Origin of the sequence: Modicisalibacter coralii, from assembly GCF_004117855.1 — a bacterium.
Lineage (GTDB): Bacteria > Pseudomonadota > Gammaproteobacteria > Pseudomonadales > Halomonadaceae > Modicisalibacter > Modicisalibacter coralii.
The window spans coordinates 133,978-149,673 of sequence record NZ_QWBW01000006.1; the positions used below are offsets into that span (position 1 = coordinate 133,978).

Here is a 15,696-nt window from a genome sequence, read left to right on the forward strand (position 1 = left end):
AAGATATCGGCAAGCCGCGCGGGTTCTTGAGTCCCGATTAGCGCTCGGCCCATGCCGCGCCTGCCGGACGGCGGCAGATACAAAAAAGGCCGTGACGGATCCGTCACGGCCATGGCGAGGGCGACGCCCCGGCGTTACTTCTTGGCAGTACTGCTGTCCACCAGCGCCATCTCTTCGCTGGTCAGCAGCTTGTCGATGTCGACCAGAACCAGCATCCGGTCCTCGAGGCTGCCGAGACCGCTCAGGTAATCCGACGACAGCGTCACGCCGAACTCCGGCGCGGGCTTGATCTGATCGGGGGACAGGGTCATGACGTCGGACACCCCGTCGACGACGATCCCCACGATGCGCTCGCCGACGTTGACCACGATGACCACCGTCTGACCGCCGTACTCGACGTTCTCCAGGTGGAACTTGATGCGCAGGTCGACGATCGGCACGATCACCCCGCGCAGGTTGGTGACGCCCTTGATGAAGTCGGGCGCGTTGGCGATGCGCGTGACGTTCTCGTAGCCGCGAATTTCCTGGACCTTGAGAATGTCCACGGCGTATTCCTCGCTACCCAGCGAGAACACCAGGAACTCCTGGCTGTGCACGTCGGTGGCCGCCTGGGCCTTGTCGACGGCGGTGGGTGTCTGGGGCACGGTAGTCGTTGTCATGAAGGAAGCACCTCCTGGGCGGACGGGGTTGACACGGCCGCGCGCTTGCCTGATTTGCGCCGGCTCAAGCGATGCAGATCGGCGATATCGAGAATCAGCGCGACACTGCCATCACCAAGAATGGTCGCCGCGGAAATCCCCGGGACCTTGCGGTAATTCGTTTCGAGGTTCTTGACCACGACCTGTTGCTGACCGATGAGATCGTCGACGACCAGCGCATAACGACGGCCTTCGCCCTGGACGATCACCACGATGCACTCGGTCAGCTCGGTGCGCGCCTCGGCGACGTCCAGCACATGATGCAGGGCGATCACCGGCAGGTATTCGTCGCGCACCTTGAGCAGCAGATCGTCGCCGGCCATCGAGTAGAGGTCGTCGCGCGAGGGCTGCAGGGACTCGAGAACCGCCCCCAGCGGCAGGATGAAGACCTCCTCGCCGACCTTGATCGACATGCCGTCGAGAATCGCCAGTGTCAGCGGCAGGACGATCCGTGTCGTGGTGCCCTGACCGTAACGGGACATGATCTCGACGTGGCCGCCCATCGACTGGATGTTGCGCTTGACCACGTCCATGCCCACGCCACGCCCGGAGACGTCACTGACCTGCTCGGCGGTGGAGAACCCGGGCGCGAAGATCAACTGCCAGACCTCGTCGTCGCTCATGCTGTCGGAGACCGACAGACCGTTCTTCTCGGCCTTGGCGAGGATCTTCTCGCGCGAGAGCCCGGCACCGTCGTCGATCACCTCGATGAGGATGTTGCCGCCCTGATGCTGTGCCGAGAGCGTCAGCCTGCCGACACGCGGCTTGCCGACGGTCTCGCGGGCATCGGGCAGCTCGATCCCGTGGTCGAGACTGTTGCGCACCAAGTGCGTGAGCGGGTCGATGATTCGCTCGATGAGACTCTTGTCGAGCTCGGTGGACTTGCCCTCGGTGACCAGCTCGATCTCCTTGTTGAGCTTGGCCGCCAGGTCGCGGACCAGACGCGGGAAGCGGCTGAACACGTAGTCCATGGGCATCATGCGGATCGACATCACCGCTTCCTGCAGATCACGGGCGTTGCGCTGAAGCAGATTGAGACCGTTGTGCAGCGAGCTGTGGGTCACGCCGTCGATCTCGCTCGCCGTCTGATCGAGCATCGCCTGGGTGATGATCAACTCGCCGACCAGGTTGATGATCTGGTCGACCTTGTCCACCGGCACGCGAATCGAACTCGACTCGGCGCCGCCACCCTTCGGCTTGGCGGCCGGCTTCGCCGCAGCCTTGCCCGGCTTGTCGGGCGCCTTGGCAGCGCCGCTCTCCGGGGCCGAGGCGGCAGGGGCGTCTTCGGCGGCCGTCTTGTCCCCGGCCGCCGGCGCGGCGGGCGACGAGGTCGTGGGCGCGCCTGACGACTCAGTGGCGGCCACCGGGGAGCCGGAGTTGCCCTCGTCGACGATTGTCAGCTGCTCGGGCTCGACGATGAAGCACATCACCGCTTCGATGTCGTCGTTGCTGACGCCGGTGGACAGATGCACGTCGTAGCGCTTGGCATCACCGCTCTGGCTGGCGATCTCGCCAAGCTGGCCCAACTCTTCGACGAGCAACTGGCGGTCCTTGTCACCGACATCGAGCAACGAGATGCACAGACGTCGCTCGCCGGCGTCTCCGCCACTATCACCGGCCACGGGCTCATCGGCGGTGGGGGCCGGTGCGGGTTCGGGCTCGGCCTTGGGAGGCGCGGCGGGGGCCGGTGCGGCCGTGTCGCCGCCCATCGACTTGCCCAGCTCGTCGAGGGCGAGTTGCTTCAGGGTGCGGCAAATGCGCTCGAAAGCCTCCGGGTCCGGCTCGGCGCCGTTGCGATAGGCGTCCAGTTGGTCATGCAACATATCCTTCGCTTCCAGAAAGGTATCGACGATATCGCGACGCAAGGTGAGTTCGCCGCGACGCGTGTGATCCAGCAGGTTCTCGAGGATGTGGGTCGTTTCCTGCAGAACGACAAAACCGAACGTCCCGGCCCCGCCCTTGATGGAGTGCGCCGCTCGGAAGATGGCATTGAGCTGCTCCGGATCGGGGTCATCGACATCCAGATCGAGCAGGTGGCGCTCCATGTCACCCAGAAGCTCCTCGGCCTCCTCGAAAAAGGTGTCATAGAAATCGGTGATATCCATGTTCTAATCCACTCGGGTCAAGGGGCATTGCGCTCGGCATCAGCGGCCGGCAACGCCGGGTTCGTAACAGACTCGGTTTGCATTTCTTCGGGCAACAGCGACTTGCCGGGCTGCGGCGGTTTCACGGACTCGAAACCACTCTGGTCCTGAATCACCTCGGCGGTGTGCTTGTCGAGCACGACGATACTGATTCGCCGATTGATCGGATCGCCCGGATCGTCGGGGTTGAGCGGTACCCGCGAGCCCATGCCCGCCACGCGCAGCAATTTGTCCGCATCCAGACCGCCGGCCACCAGCTCACGCCGCGAGGCATTGGCCCGGTCCGCCGAGAGTTCCCAGTTGCTGTAACCCTTCTCGCCGCCGACATACGGGATGTCATCGGTATGCCCACTGAGACTGATGCGATTGGGGAGTTCGTTGAGCGCCGGGGCGATCGCCCGCAGGATGTCGCGCATGTAGGGCTCGACCTTGTCGCTGCCGAGCTCGAACATCGGTCGTTTCTCGGAATCGACGATCTGGATACGCAGCCCTTCCGGGGTCAGCTCCATGCGCAATTGCGAGCGCAGATCGCGCAGGCGCGGCTCTTTCTCGATCACCGATTCGATACGCTTCTCGAGACCCAGCAGGCGACGCTGTTCGTCGCTGGGACGGGTCTGGAGACGTTCGTCGATGCGCTGACGCTCGCCGTCGCTGTGCGTCGGGTCGGGTCCGCCACCGGGGATGGCGCTGGTACTGGCGCTACTCTTGTCGCCGCCTGCCATGGCCACCGGCAAGGGGGTACGAAAGTATTCGGCGATGCTGTGCAGTTCGGACTTGCTCGCCGTGGAGAGAATCCACAGCACCAGGAACAGCGCCATCAGGGCGGTCATGAAATCGGCGTAGGCGATCTTCCAGGCGCCGCCATGATGGCCGGCAGCCTTGACCTTCTTGCGCTTGACGATGATGGGCCGATGGTCGCTCATGAGCCACCCGTCGAACTCTTGGTCGAACGCACGTGATCCTCGAGCTCATTGAACGTCGGTCGCTCGGCCGTGAACAGGGCCTTGCGGCCGAACTCCACGGCCAGTTGCGGCGCATAGCCATTGAGGCTGGCCATCAGGGTCACGCGAATGCACTGCAGCATCTTCACCGCCTCGGTGACCTGGTGCATGATGCGGCCGGCCACCGGGTTGACGAAGCCGTAGGCGAGCAGGATCCCCAGGAAGGTCCCCACCAGGGCGTGGGCGATCAGGATGCCCATCTCGCCCGCCCCTTGATCGGCGGACCCCAGGGCATGCACCACGCCCATGACAGCGGCGACGATGCCGAAGGCCGGCAGGCCGTCACCGACCGCGTGCAGAGCGTGAGACGGGACTTCCGCTTCGTGCTGGAAGGTCTCGATCTCGTGCTCCATCAGCGCATCGATCTCGAACGGGTCCATGTTGCCGCTGACCATCAGGCGCAGATAGTCGGTCAGGAACGCCATGATCATCGGATCGGCGAGAATCTTCGGATAATCGGCGAACAGGGCACTGTTCTGGGGCTCGTCGATGTCGCGTTCGATCGCCAGCATGCCGTCACGGCGCGCCTTGGAGAGCAGCTTGTACTGAAGCGCCAGCAGTTCCATGTACATCGCCTTGTTGTACTTGGTGGTGCGCTTGAGTTTCGAGAAGCTCTTGAGCGTCGACTTGATGGCCTTGCCGTTGTTGTTGGCAATGAAGGCGCCGACCGCGGCGCCGCCAATCATCACCAGCTCAGCCGGCTGATAGAGTGCGCCGAGATGACCGCCCACCATCATGTAGCCGCCAAACACGGACCCGATAACGATCAGATAGCCTAGGGGGATGAGCACATTGAATTCCTTCGCCTGAAATGAACCGGGGCCTCTAACCCGATATCGGCAGAGGCCCCGGCGGCTTGAGGGGAATGGCTGAAAACTTCTCGTCAGGCTTGGCGGCGCGCCGAAGCGACCTCCACCAGGGCGGGAGCACTGCCCGAGGCCTGTTGTTGGCGGGCCTGACTGGCGGCTTCACGACGCTTGCGCGTCTTGCCGGCACGCGAGGGCGGCTGACAGATGCCGCAGACGAAATCCCGCGACGGCGTGTGGGCGTGAACGACGTACCGGCCGTGGCAACTGGTACATTCGCAGAGTTCGAGAAGCTCGCTCTCGAAGAAGCGCACCAGCGTCCAGGCCCGCGTCAGGCCCAGCACCGGCTCGGCATCGGCTTCCAGCGAGATCTGCTCGAGGTATAGCTTGAAGGCGCGGACGAAGGCCGTCATGCGCTCGCAGCCGTAGTCGTCGAGCAGACGCTGATAGATGTTGTAGAACAGCGACGAATGGATGTTCGGCAGCCAGGTGATGAACCAGTCGGTCGAGAACGGCAGCATCCCCTTGGGGGGCGACATGCCGCGCACCTCCTTGTAAAGCTTGATCAGGCGCGCCCGACTCAGATCGGTTTCGGTTTCCAGAACTTGCAGACGCGCCCCGAGTTCGATCAACTCGATGGCCATCTGCACCTGCTGCATCTCGGTGACCAGGCTCTTGTCAGCCATGGATTACCTCCGGCCGTTAGTGGACGAATCAGAACGCGACTCCGCGGCCGAAGCCATCAGCAGTGCCGCATGTATCTGACCCAGTCCCTGGTCGCGAGGATCCTCGATGAGTTTCGTCAGTTGCTCCGGCTCGTCGAAGCAAAGCCGGCAAAGCAGTTGATTGGAGCGTGCCAGCTGGCTGAGCTGCTTGACCGAGAGAGACGCCAGCAGATCCGCCATTTCATCGCTCAACTTGAGGCGAAACATGGCGGTGGGGCGGTCCTCGTTGATCAGCCGCTGGACCAGCAACAGATAAGACAGATTGGTGTCCTGAATATCACTCAGGAGACTATCGATAGGCATCGTCATTGACATTCCCTGCGTTGCGTATGCTGGACAGTACAAGGCCGTCCGGCTTTTTATCGAGCCTCCGGGAACCGGGGTGCTCGTCACTTATAATGTACCCTAATTGTGAGGCGTTTTTATGACGAACTTCAACCTGCCGGTTCAGAAAACTCAGACGCGACGCAGAAAACCTGATCCACATCAGTAATGAAATGTTAACCCCATGTCGTCAAAGATTTTTCGAACCTGCGACGGGTTAACCCATGAAAAGAAGCGACGTGGCGTGAAATGACTTCGTTAAAAACCGCAGGCAGGGTTCAACGATTCGCCGAGGCCGGGCCGTCCTCGGCCTGCTGCTCCAGGCCGTAAACCCAGACCAGCAGTTCGGCGACGACCTGATAGAGGACCGGTGGGATCCGTGCATCGAGATCCACCTGCATCAAAAGCCCCACCAGCTCGGGCGCATCGTGGACGAAGATTCCCTGGCGACGCGCCTCGGCAACGATCCGCTCGGCCAGCTCGCCGTACCCCTTGGCGACGACCTGCGGTGCCTTGTCGCCCTCCTGGTAAGCCAAGGCCACCGCCTGGCGGCGGGAATCCATCGACCTGTGATCCTTCATGAGTGGCGCTCCCGGTTCTCGTCCCCCGCTGCCTCGTCACGCGACGCAACGGCGGGCAGCACATCGACGCGTACCTCGTCGAGACCGCAGCGGCGCAACCGTGACTCGAACGCCGCCTTGCCGTCCCGCAGGGAGTCCAGCGTCGCGGCATCGTCAGCGCGTATCTCGAGCGACACCGCTCGGTCACGCAGGCGCAGTTGTACATCCAACTCCCCGAGCCGCCGCAGGCGCAGGGTCATCTCGCTGTGCCAGACCAGCTCTTCCTCGCCTTGCTGAGAACCGTCACCTTGCCGGGGCTCACGCTCCTCCAGACCCGCGGGCATATGCAGGGCGAGCGCCATAAACAGACCCGACCAGACGTCCCCCTCCCAGCGCAACGTCGGCGTGACCAGCAATTCCAGTTGATGACGTACCAGGTGCTGGAGAGCGTCGTCGGCACGCGCGGCAACCGGGCCCTGACGGGTGTCCACGTCAGCCGTGTCGAGGTCGAGAGATGCCAGCGTGCCCGCATCACCGGTGACCGTCCCCACCGGCACGGCGACCGGTCTGAAGGTGGCATTGGCCAGCGCAGGGGCGCCGGACCGCGGCGCTGCCGCCTGCTCGTTCGTCGGCGTCAATAACGGGCCGGCGGGTCGAGCATTGCCCTTGTGCGCCGCCGGCGGCGGAGCGAATTGCATCTGGGGTTCGCGCAGAAGATCGCCGCGCGTCAGGTTACCGCGAAACCAGCTTGCCAGGTGGGATTCGTAGAACAGGCCGCTGCTTGCGATGCTCCCCTGAAGGCGGTTGGCCACCTGGGAAGCCGATACCGACGCGGGGTCGGTGACCAGCGGCGTGGACGTGGTGAGGACCGATGGCGGAGCCGGGAACTTGAGCAGGACATCGGCGATGGTGCGCGCCGCCGGACTGAAGTGAGTGGCGGTCGATGATGGCAACAAGGGCGATCCCGCCGTGGCGGGTCGCCCTTCTCCATCAGGAACGAGCCGGGGCTGCGCGACCGCAGCCCCGGCTCGCCCCGACTCGAGCCGCGAATCGCTATGCACGGCCCTCGGCGCCGAACCCGGCGCCATCGGCTTGACCGGCTGCGGCATGTCGCGAAAGACCGGTGCCTCGCCACGCTTGCCCAGGACCTGATGCAGCAGCGTGTCGATCAGCGGCGTGATGACACCACTCACTCGTGCCCCTGACGAAACGGCAACGCTTGCCCGCCATCGCGATAGGCACGATTGGCGTCCTGACTCCGCCGGGTATTGCCGATCAATGCGCTGAGTTCATCGCGGCGGCTTTCCAGGCGGCGCCGCGTCTCGACGTCCTGTTCGAGAATCCGCTCGAGCAGTTCCGCCTTGCGCTGTGCCTCGGTCTCGCCCAGCCGGCAATCCGCCTCGAGGCGCTTGAGCGTCTCCACGGCGGTCACATAGGCGGACTCTTCGGCAACCAACTCAGGCCAGTCACCGCCACGCGCCAATTCGAGCATGGCCGATGAGCGCTGGAGTAGCTGCTCGTAACCCGCCAGCACTTCGCTAGCCGCCATCATTCAGGGTCAACTCCTTGCCTGGGGTGCGATCTCGCGCCAGGCCGTTCCGATGTCTTCGAGCAGACGCGCTGCTTCGTCGATTCGCTTCTCGTCATTGTGCAGATTGGCCTGCATGAGCAAGCGCACCACATAGTCGTAAAGCGACGCCAGGTTGGCGGCGATCTCGCCACCCTTGTCGTGATCCAGGGCTGCTGCCAGCCCATTGTTGACGATATCGATCGCCTTGGAGAGCGATTTGCCCTTTTCGGCCATGTTGCCCTCCTGCAGATGCAGCCGAGCCGCCCGCAAGGCACTCTGCGCGCCCTCGAACAACATGACGATCAGCTGGTGAGGACTGGCCGACATCACGCCGGTCTCGACCCCCACCCGTGCATAGGCATTGGCACCGCGCAGCGCACTCATGACGTTGTTCCCCTATGTTCAGTTCGAGCTCGTTCGAGCGTTCATGGCCTGGAATTGCTGCGACAGGTAACTCATCGTCGAATTCATCTGCGCCACCATGGAGTCCATGTCCGCGAATTGCTTGCGGTAACGCTCGACGGTGGCATCGATGCGACTTTCCATGGCGTCGTAACGTTCGTTCAGCCGGTCGATGCGATCCTGATAGCCCGTGGTGGCCGTATCGATGACACCGTCATCGTCGAGGAGCGTTGACAAGGTGTCGTCGAGCTGAACCGCCAGGCCGGACGCTTCATCGCCACTGCCGACGAAAAAGTCCTGAAGCGAACCGAGGTTGTCCGAGATCGCGCCGTCGAGCTTGTCGTCGTCGACCTTGAGGGTGCCGTCCAGCTGCAACTCGACGCCGATGTCCGAGAGCATGCTGAACTCACCGCCTTCCACCGCCCCGCTCATCGTGCGGCGCAACTGGGTTTCCACGTTGCGCAACGAACTGTCGCCGAGCAACTGACCCGCGACCCCGGTTTCACTGTTGAAAGCGGTCAAGCCGCCGATTGTCGACTGCAGCGAGTTGTAGGCATCGACGAACGACTGCACGTCCTTCTTGATCGTCGACTCGTCCCGCGACACGGTCACCGTCGAGTCACTGCCCACGCTTTCCTGGGTGATGTCGATCGCGACGCCTTGAATGGACTCCTCGACGTGGTTCGAAGCACTGGTGATCGCGATGTTGTTGACCGTCAGCTGGGCATCCTGGGCCTCGACGGTCTGGATCATGCCGTTGGAGCCGTCATTGGCGTTCGGATCGAAGGTCGCCGGATCGAACGTGAAACGATCGTCGGTGCTGCCGTCGCCGGCCACCATCGAAACGCTCATTGTCGACTCGGCCCCGGTATCCTTGGAGCTCAGAACGAGCCGATAGCCGCTGCCATCGTTGATGATCGAGGCCGAGACGCCGCCATCGGCGTCGTTGACCGCATCGCGCAGGTCCTCCAGGGAGTCGCCCCCCGACACGTCCACCTTAATGTCGTCGGCACCGGCCTGGCTGATCGTGAAAGTACCGGCCCCCACGGCCGCCGTCTTGTCGGCGATCGAGACGCTGGACAGGGAATGGCCCTGGGCCATGGCCGTCACGTGAACCTGGTAGCTGCCGGGCACCGCGGACTTGCCCGCGCTCGCCGAAGGCCCCTTTTCGCCGGTGACGTTGACCGACACGGCCTGATAGGTATCGGCCTCCTTCAGCTTGGCGGCGGCCTGCTGGAACTTGTCCAGCGCCGACTCGAGCTTGCCGAACGCGGAAATCTTGGCCTTGTAACTGGACTGCTGCTTGGTGATCGGCGCCAGTTGCTGACGCTCCGACGACTTCAGCTGATCCAGCAGGCCATTGAGATCCAGGCCGGACCCAATCCCCAGTGAAGAAATGCTTGCCATGCTTGGCTCCCTAACCCGTGCGACCTTTATACCAACCGAACACCCAGGCTGAGCGGGCGAAAAGGCCGATGTTTGGTGACTACTTCACGCTATCGGCCGTTGAACCGTGAACTTTAGCCCGCCGGGGCACCCGAGTCGCTAGCGGCTGGTCAAGGGCCACGGCCTGCGCCATCATGGGACTCGGCGGGCAACAGCCTTGTCCGCATGACGAACACATACCAGAACCAAGGACCCCCATGGACGCGACTACGCTCTTCGCCGACTACCAACGCTGGCAGCGCTTTCAGCGTCAGGACCAACTGGAGCGCGAACACCGGGCCGCGTTGCGCAAGCTTGCCGAATCCGGCGCCATGGCATCGCGGGTCACCCAAGGCTACCGCAGCATGGCGGAAAAGAGTGCCTCGGAAAGCGCCTGTTATCGCACCCTGTTCCGCCGTCGGCGGGAGACCGGTGACGTCGCCGCCTGCGAGGGCTGGCTACTGGTGCGTCGCGTTCTCGCCGAAGGTGGCACCACCCGCGTTCGCGCCACGCTGCTCGAGGGGTTCACGCTGGAAACGGGGACCATCGCCCCCGACCAGGCGTCGGCTTACAAGGTCACCCTGGAGATTTTCGATGAAATTCTGGTCCAACGCGACATGACCCTCGGTTGCCGTATCGACCGTCATGACGATGACCGCGACACGCACTTCGTCACCTTTCTGGATAGCGTGCGCGGTGACCTGACTCGCTACCTGAAGTAGCGAGAGGTACGGCTGGCGATGTCACATTCCGGCCTTTGCGCCCCCCCCTGAACAAGGAGCTCTTCATGAATACGGCTTCACCGCAGATTGCAGGTCTTGCCCTGCCGCTCGAATCACTCGATCCCCAGGTGACGATCCGCCGGCCCACGACCGTGGCCAGTCTCGACGTCGACAGCCCGGCGCGTGCCCTGCTGACCGATTTCGCGTATACCGGCGCCTTCACGATCCCTGCGTCGCACTCGATCACCCAGGCCCTGGAAATCATGAAACAGGGCGGTGTCCGCCTGCTCTTCGTGCTCAATGCGACGGGACAGCTCACCGGGGTGGTCAACGCCCGCGAGCTGATCGGCGGACGCCGCGTCACCCTCGCCATGCACCGCCACCAGGTCGAGCGCTCCGAGGTCACGGTGGAAATGGTCCAGACGCCCCGCCAGGAACTGCACGCCCTGCCGCTGTCCCGTCTCGAGAAGATCACCGTCGGTGAGCTGGTCAAGGCACTCGAGGCCTTCGGCGACCAGCACCTGCTGATCACCGAGAAGAACGAACAGGGCGTTCAGTGCGTGCGCGGGTTGATTTCGGCGGCCGACGTGGGCCGCGCCCTGGGCATCACCCTGGATCGGCCGCCGGAGGCGCGCAACTTCGCCACCATCTGCAAGGTGATTCTCGGCCACGAGATTTAAGAATGCATTTCCAAACCCTCGGATAATGAGCGCCGGTGGCAGGGCAAAGCGAGGGTCCTTTGCCATGGATGGCAAAGGTAGCACCCAGGGAGGGGTTCACAGCGCCCTCGCGACGCCCTGCCGCCGGAGAAGCTCACTTCGTCTACCGGTTGCGCGATGCCTCCATTATGCGGTGTCGCGCGAACGAAAACCGGTTACCGCTGGAATACGGCGTTCCAGGCTTATAACATGGACCGGATACCGACGAGAGACGCGATGCCGCGCTCGGGTACGACCTGCCATCAACAAGGAAATGATTCGTTGGCGTTAGGCAACTGGTTCAAACGCAAGCGCAAGCCCGACATTTCCGTGTGGGCCGTCAAGCAGATCGACGAAGATCTGCTGCATCTCTGTGGCCAGGCGACGATCGAGACGAAAGGCACGGCCGCCGAACTGATGGCCGCCCTTGAGGCAGACACCTTCCATGGCGCCGTGCGCATGCGGGAAAACGGCCAGATTCTCAATGCCGCTCAATTCGCGGCCCTGATTCCCGACACATCCCTCGATCTGGTCGACGAACGTACCGCCCGGTGGCGAAACCGGCAGTGGCACATCGCCTGGACGCCACAACGCTGCTGGCTACACACCGGCCCCCTGACGATCCAGCCCAGCCGACTCGACGGGCAGACCCGCTGGGTCAGTATCGAGGACGTCAGCGGCATACGTGCCAAGGCGCAATCACCCCACCCAGCCTCGCGGTTTTATGGCCTGCAATCGCTGACGACAGCCCCCTCCGACGCCCCCCGGCGCTCAGACCGCGAAAGCGACGATTGAGACCTCCCGGGCTCTGGCGAACCGAGACTGCCCTGGCCCCGCTCGCGCCGGCGCCGAGACCGACATTCGGTATCGGCGATGCGGCGCTTTTGGTTATCATCGCGCCTCCCCCATCGACGACGCGGAGCGCCCCATGACCGAAGCCCCCCTGCTCATCCTCTATACCGGCGGCACCTTCGGCATGGTCGAGAGCCCCCGGGGGCTCGTCCCCGGCGGCGATATCGCCCGTCGCATCCAGCAAGCGCTGACCGGCCTGCCCCCCGCCCGGCAGGCATCGCTGCCGTCGTTCGAGGTTCGGGAAGCCGCCACCCCCATCGACTCCAGCGCCGCAACCCCGCTCGACTGGCAGAGTCTGGCTCGCGAACTCGCCGACGCCTATGCCGAGCAGCGCTACGCCGGTTTCGTCGTCATCCACGGCACGGACACCCTGGCCTGGACGGCCTCGAGCCTCGCCTACCAGTTGCAAGGCATCGACCGGCCGGTCGTCGTCACCGGTTCCCAGAAACCGCTGGAAGCAGACGACAGCGATGCCCTCGCCAATCTGGAGGCCGCGCTGCGCTTCGCGGCACTGCCCGCGCTACAGGAAATCGCAGTCTGTTTTGCCGGCAAGTTGCTGCGCGGCGTGCGTACCCGCAAGTGGGACACCCATGCCGTCGACGGCTTCGCCAGCCCCAACTATCCGCTGCTGGGAGAAATGGTCGCTGGCCAGGCGATTCTGTATGCCGCCCGCGGGCTCGACGACCAGCAGCGCGGCCTGCCGCGCTTCGAATTGACGAACGACGGCGGCTCGCGTGAATCCCCGGTGGCACGTATCGCGCTCTGGCCCGGACTATCGACGCGCCTGCTGGAACGCTGGCTGCTGGACGACGGCATCCACGCAGGGCTGCTCGAAGTCTGGGGCAGTGGCAACATTCCCGACGACCCGGCGTTGCTGGAAGTGCTCGCCCGCGCCAGCGGCGAGGGCAAGTTACTGGCGGCGATCAGCCAGTGTCCACACGGCCCGGTGGCGATCGGCACCTATGCCGCCGGCCAGGGGCTACTCGATGCCGGCGTCATGAGCGGCGACGCCATGACCCCCGAAGCCGCCATCACCAAGCTGGTCCATCTGCTGGCCCAGCCACTGAGCGAGGCCGAGCGACGTCAACGCTTTTTGACGTCGCTGGTCGGCGAGCGTTGACTCAGGATCCCGAAGAATCCCGGCGATAGAAAGGCCTACCCACTCGCTGGATATGTCTAACGAGGTCGGGATTGTCGATCTGGGCGTAAATTGACAGGTCAAAGAGATAGGGCAACAGCAGGTCGTCCAATGCCAGTTCCAGATACTGAAGGTCTTTCCAAGTGAGCCTCTCGCCCTTCAAGGTCAGATCGATGTCCGAACCATGCCGATAAGTGCCCTTGGCCCGGGAGCCATACAGAATCGCCGAATCCAGCGAAGCCACGCTGGCCAGCACCCGTCTGATGCGTGACTGATCCTCCACGCTCAACCCAATGCCGCCCAGGGTTTGCTCATATCCCCGGATCACGCCTTGCTCCTCAATGCACTCAACGTTTCCCGTAGCGCTCTCAGGTTGGCGTGATGGGAATGCTGTATATTGACGAGAATATCGTCGGCCGTCTTTTCATTGTAAGTGTGCGACGTCCGGTTACGATCGACCAGCATACCCATCCAGGCGTCACCCTCCTCGATCAGCCCGAGTGAGAACGCTTCGCGGATGGTGTCCCGCGACCCGACGATCGACTCGATGCCCTGCCAGACCAGATAATCCTTGAGCGTGTTCCAGGCCAGCTCGTAGGTGTACTCAAAGGCCTGAATCACTCCCTGCTTCTCGAGGCTGGACAGCGGACGCTCACCCATGAGTCGCACGGCGTCATCCAGTTGCGCCAGGGCCTTCTCGAAATTTTTCAGACGCTGCACCCAGCGCACATCGAGCTCCGGCATAGCCTCTCCTGCGGTTTTCAGTCCATTTGCCCCAGCTTGCCACAAACTCAGCGCATCCTCAGCGGAATCAACGCCTCGAACCGCCCTTCTTCGCTGAACCGCAGCCGATAGATCCCGTGCACCCCGTCGGGACCGACGATGCGCCGCAACGCCCGGGCGGGGAAGGTGACTTTCTTGCCGGTCACGCTACGCGCATGCACCCATTGTGCGGCTCCCTGGTAATGGGTCAGGCACTGCTCGGCAGTGAGTTCCAGGACGATGTCGATGCTCGGCACGTCGATACTCATCACGCATCGGGAAAGCCGCGATAGTACCCCAACCGTATCGCGCCCGCAGCCCGCAGCCCGCAGCCCGCAGCCCGCAGCCCGCAGCCCGCAGCCCGCAGTATCGTGGGAACGACGGCGTTCGCGACAATGCCCCGAACAGCCGCCTTGCTGCCCCGCCCACAAAAAAATCGCACAAGTCCCTAAAGCTATCCCGTCAAGCGTCGATAACAGGGGTAACGGCCAACGGTGCCGTTGCGGTGGAAAGACCGGAAGTCCGGCTCACCGCTCGAGCCCCCTAAGAAAGGAAGGAACGACGATGTCCGTTATCAATACCAACATCACTTCAATGATCGCTCAGCAGAACCTGAACAGTTCCAAGAGCGACCTGACCACCTCCATGGAGCGTCTGTCTTCCGGTCTGCGCATCAACAGCGCCAAGGACGACGCCGCCGGTCAGGCCATCGCCAACCGCATGAGCAGCCAGATCACCGGCCTTTCTCAGGCACAGCGTAACGCCAACGACGGTATCTCCGTCGCCCAGACCACCGAAGGCGCCCTGAACCAGGTCAACGACAACCTGCAGCGTATTCGTGAGCTGAGCGTTCAGGCCCAGAACGGCACCAACAACGCCGACGACCTGGCTTCCATCCAGGCGGAAATCGACCAGCGTCTGACCGAGATCGACCGCATCTCCGAGCAGACCAACTTCAACGGCGTCAAGGTCCTCTCCGACGACCAGTCGCTCTCCATCCAGGTCGGTGCCAACGATGGCGAAACCATCGACATCAGCCTCCAGGAGATCAACTCCAAGACCCTGAGCCTGGACGGCTTCAACGTCAACGGCCCGGGCGCCAACCTCGGCGCAGCCACTGCCAGCGACTACACCGATGCCTACGGTACTGGCACCGGCGTGACCAGCAACACCGTCAGCGACTTCAGTGCCGATCTGGCCACCAACCTCGGTGTGTCTGCAGCAGCCGTCGCGACCTCCGGCACCGCTCAGGTCGACGACGATGGCAACTGGTACGTCAGCGCTACCCTGACCGCGCAGTCCAACGCCGAAGCCAAGGCGCTGCAGCTGCAGGGCATCGAAGCGACCTCCGGTACCGCCGTGACCTTCCAGGTGGCCCTGGATCCGTCCGAAGCCGCCGTGTCCACCGGCAACACTACTGCCGCCTACACGGTCGACGGTACCGATCTGGGCGCCAAGGACCTGCTGACCGGTTCCACCTCAGAACCGCTGAGCGCGCTGGATTCCGCCCTCAAGCAGGTCGATGACCTTCGCTCCGACCTGGGTGCCATCCAGAACCGCTTCGAGTCTGCGATCACCAACCTGTCCACCAACGAGACCAACCTGTCGGCCGCACGCTCTCGCATCGAAGACGCCGACTACGCCACCGAGGTCAGCAACATGACCCGTGCGCAGATCCTGCAGCAGGCCGGTACTTCCGTCCTCGCCCAGGCCAACCAGATCCCGCAGAGCGCCCTCTCCCTGCTGGGCTAAGCGGTACCCGCCACGGCATGACCCACTAGCGGTCACCATCGGCAAGAATCAGGCTCCCCCTCGGGGGAGCCTGCTTTGTTTGAGCATCCCTATACCTCCCCGAACCTCCAGTTGGCC

Annotated in this window: 19 protein-coding genes; 5 read left to right on the forward strand and 14 right to left on the reverse strand. The window is 63.5% G+C overall.

All coding sequences use genetic code 11. The annotated features are described in order from the left end of the window. Positions 1 to 134: 134 nt before the first annotated feature. From cheW to fliD, 11 genes are all read right to left on the reverse strand, one after another. Positions 135 to 659 carry a chemotaxis protein CheW gene (cheW, locus tag D0901_RS01105; RefSeq protein WP_233440316.1) on the reverse strand — a complete coding sequence of 175 codons (525 nt, stop codon included), beginning with the start codon at positions 657 to 659 and terminating at the stop codon, positions 135 to 137. Next, a complete protein-coding gene (gene cheA, locus D0901_RS01110; RefSeq protein ID WP_129138446.1) occupies positions 656 to 2,803 on the reverse strand; it encodes a chemotaxis protein CheA in 2,148 nt (715 codons plus the stop codon). Before cheA ends, cheW begins: the two co-directional genes overlap by 4 nt. Before the next feature lie 17 nt (positions 2,804 to 2,820). Next, positions 2,821 to 3,765 (reverse strand): flagellar motor protein MotB, encoded by a 945-nt coding sequence (gene motB / locus D0901_RS01115; protein ID WP_129138447.1) that lies wholly within the window; start codon positions 3,763 to 3,765, stop codon positions 2,821 to 2,823. After that, positions 3,762 to 4,634, reverse strand: coding sequence for a flagellar motor stator protein MotA (gene motA, locus D0901_RS01120; RefSeq protein ID WP_129138448.1), 873 nt, complete (start codon positions 4,632 to 4,634; stop codon positions 3,762 to 3,764). Before motA ends, motB begins: the two co-directional genes overlap by 4 nt. Before the next feature lie 92 nt (positions 4,635 to 4,726). Continuing rightward, positions 4,727 to 5,335, reverse strand: coding sequence for a flagellar transcriptional regulator FlhC (flhC, locus tag D0901_RS01125; protein WP_129138449.1), 609 nt, complete (start codon positions 5,333 to 5,335; stop codon positions 4,727 to 4,729). Between the two features lie 3 nt (positions 5,336 to 5,338). Next, entirely contained in the window at positions 5,339 to 5,677 is a 339-nt protein-coding gene (flhD, locus tag D0901_RS01130) for a flagellar transcriptional regulator FlhD (RefSeq protein WP_129138627.1), read from the reverse strand. A 299-nt stretch (positions 5,678 to 5,976) separates the two neighbouring features. Further along, complete coding sequence (locus D0901_RS01135; RefSeq protein WP_129138450.1) at positions 5,977 to 6,261, reverse strand: EscU/YscU/HrcU family type III secretion system export apparatus switch protein; 285 nt, start codon at positions 6,259 to 6,261, stop codon at positions 5,977 to 5,979. Between the two features lie 14 nt (positions 6,262 to 6,275). Then, the gene (gene fliK / locus D0901_RS01140; RefSeq protein WP_129138451.1) at positions 6,276 to 7,451 is read right to left on the reverse strand and encodes a flagellar hook-length control protein FliK; all 1,176 of its coding nucleotides are present in this window, start codon (positions 7,449 to 7,451) and stop codon (positions 6,276 to 6,278) included. Next, entirely contained in the window at positions 7,448 to 7,810 is a 363-nt protein-coding gene (fliT, locus tag D0901_RS01145) for a flagellar protein FliT (protein WP_129138452.1), read from the reverse strand. The genes fliK and fliT overlap by 4 nt, the downstream gene beginning before the upstream one ends. Before the next feature lie 6 nt (positions 7,811 to 7,816). After that, positions 7,817 to 8,212, reverse strand: a complete 396-nt coding sequence (gene fliS / locus D0901_RS01150) for a flagellar export chaperone FliS (protein WP_129138453.1) — start codon at positions 8,210 to 8,212, stop codon at positions 7,817 to 7,819. Between the two features lie 18 nt (positions 8,213 to 8,230). After that, entirely contained in the window at positions 8,231 to 9,637 is a 1,407-nt protein-coding gene (fliD, locus tag D0901_RS01155) for a flagellar filament capping protein FliD (RefSeq protein ID WP_129138454.1), read from the reverse strand. Positions 9,638 to 9,873: 236 nt separating this feature from the next. Here fliD and D0901_RS01160 point away from each other — a divergent pair, with 236 nt between their 5' ends. From D0901_RS01160 to D0901_RS01175, 4 genes are all read left to right on the forward strand, one after another. Beyond that, a complete protein-coding gene (locus D0901_RS01160; RefSeq protein WP_129138455.1) occupies positions 9,874 to 10,377 on the forward strand; it encodes a hypothetical protein in 504 nt (167 codons plus the stop codon). Positions 10,378 to 10,442: 65 nt separating this feature from the next. Further along, positions 10,443 to 11,057 carry a CBS domain-containing protein gene (locus D0901_RS01165; protein WP_129138456.1) on the forward strand — a complete coding sequence of 205 codons (615 nt, stop codon included), beginning with the start codon at positions 10,443 to 10,445 and terminating at the stop codon, positions 11,055 to 11,057. A 300-nt stretch (positions 11,058 to 11,357) separates the two neighbouring features. Beyond that, positions 11,358 to 11,870: a hypothetical protein gene (locus D0901_RS01170; protein ID WP_129138457.1), complete on the forward strand. Its 513-nt coding sequence runs from the start codon at positions 11,358 to 11,360 to the stop codon at positions 11,868 to 11,870. A 133-nt stretch (positions 11,871 to 12,003) separates the two neighbouring features. Further along, positions 12,004 to 13,047 carry an asparaginase gene (locus D0901_RS01175; RefSeq protein WP_129138458.1) on the forward strand — a complete coding sequence of 348 codons (1,044 nt, stop codon included), beginning with the start codon at positions 12,004 to 12,006 and terminating at the stop codon, positions 13,045 to 13,047. A gap of 1 nt (position 13,048) precedes the next feature. Here the strand turns inward: D0901_RS01175 and D0901_RS01180 are convergent, their stop codons facing one another. From D0901_RS01180 to D0901_RS01190, 3 genes are read right to left on the reverse strand one after another with little or no spacing between them, the layout of a single operon-like run. Then, positions 13,049 to 13,393 carry a nucleotidyltransferase domain-containing protein gene (locus D0901_RS01180; RefSeq protein ID WP_233440317.1) on the reverse strand — a complete coding sequence of 115 codons (345 nt, stop codon included), beginning with the start codon at positions 13,391 to 13,393 and terminating at the stop codon, positions 13,049 to 13,051. Continuing rightward, positions 13,390 to 13,809 carry a nucleotidyltransferase substrate binding protein gene (locus D0901_RS01185; RefSeq protein WP_129138459.1) on the reverse strand — a complete coding sequence of 140 codons (420 nt, stop codon included), beginning with the start codon at positions 13,807 to 13,809 and terminating at the stop codon, positions 13,390 to 13,392. The genes D0901_RS01180 and D0901_RS01185 overlap by 4 nt, the downstream gene beginning before the upstream one ends. Before the next feature lie 47 nt (positions 13,810 to 13,856). Continuing rightward, positions 13,857 to 14,096: a DUF2835 family protein gene (locus D0901_RS01190; RefSeq protein WP_233440318.1), complete on the reverse strand. Its 240-nt coding sequence runs from the start codon at positions 14,094 to 14,096 to the stop codon at positions 13,857 to 13,859. A gap of 295 nt (positions 14,097 to 14,391) precedes the next feature. On the opposite strand from D0901_RS01190, the gene D0901_RS01195 reads away from it, so the two are divergent. Continuing rightward, on the forward strand, positions 14,392 to 15,579 hold the full coding sequence (locus D0901_RS01195; RefSeq protein WP_129138460.1) for a FliC/FljB family flagellin: 1,188 nt from the start codon (positions 14,392 to 14,394) through the stop codon (positions 15,577 to 15,579). Positions 15,580 to 15,696 lie beyond the last annotated feature (117 nt).

What these genes read in the sequence shown, in the direction of transcription:
- cheA (WP_129138446.1), bottom strand. Translation starts at nt 2,803, where the DNA reads ATGGATATCACCGATTTCTATGACACCTTTTTCGAGGAGGCCGAGGAG.
- D0901_RS01175 (WP_129138458.1), top strand. Translation starts at nt 12,004, where the DNA reads ATGACCGAAGCCCCCCTGCTCATCCTCTATACCGGCGGCACCTTCGGC.
- cheW (WP_233440316.1), bottom strand. Translation starts at nt 659, where the DNA reads ATGACAACGACTACCGTGCCCCAGACACCCACCGCCGTCGACAAGGCC.
- D0901_RS01185 (WP_129138459.1), bottom strand. Translation starts at nt 13,809, where the DNA reads ATGCCGGAGCTCGATGTGCGCTGGGTGCAGCGTCTGAAAAATTTCGAG.
- D0901_RS01165 (WP_129138456.1), top strand. Translation starts at nt 10,443, where the DNA reads ATGAATACGGCTTCACCGCAGATTGCAGGTCTTGCCCTGCCGCTCGAA.
- flhC (WP_129138449.1), bottom strand. Translation starts at nt 5,335, where the DNA reads ATGGCTGACAAGAGCCTGGTCACCGAGATGCAGCAGGTGCAGATGGCC.
- D0901_RS01160 (WP_129138455.1), top strand. Translation starts at nt 9,874, where the DNA reads ATGGACGCGACTACGCTCTTCGCCGACTACCAACGCTGGCAGCGCTTT.
- fliD (WP_129138454.1), bottom strand. Translation starts at nt 9,637, where the DNA reads ATGGCAAGCATTTCTTCACTGGGGATTGGGTCCGGCCTGGATCTCAAT.
- motB (WP_129138447.1), bottom strand. Translation starts at nt 3,765, where the DNA reads ATGAGCGACCATCGGCCCATCATCGTCAAGCGCAAGAAGGTCAAGGCT.
- D0901_RS01190 (WP_233440318.1), bottom strand. Translation starts at nt 14,096, where the DNA reads ATGAGTATCGACGTGCCGAGCATCGACATCGTCCTGGAACTCACTGCC.
- fliT (WP_129138452.1), bottom strand. Translation starts at nt 7,810, where the DNA reads ATGATGGCGGCTAGCGAAGTGCTGGCGGGTTACGAGCAGCTACTCCAG.
- flhD (WP_129138627.1), bottom strand. Translation starts at nt 5,677, where the DNA reads ATGCCTATCGATAGTCTCCTGAGTGATATTCAGGACACCAATCTGTCT.
- D0901_RS01135 (WP_129138450.1), bottom strand. Translation starts at nt 6,261, where the DNA reads ATGGATTCCCGCCGCCAGGCGGTGGCCTTGGCTTACCAGGAGGGCGAC.
- fliS (WP_129138453.1), bottom strand. Translation starts at nt 8,212, where the DNA reads ATGAGTGCGCTGCGCGGTGCCAATGCCTATGCACGGGTGGGGGTCGAG.
- D0901_RS01195 (WP_129138460.1), top strand. Translation starts at nt 14,392, where the DNA reads ATGTCCGTTATCAATACCAACATCACTTCAATGATCGCTCAGCAGAAC.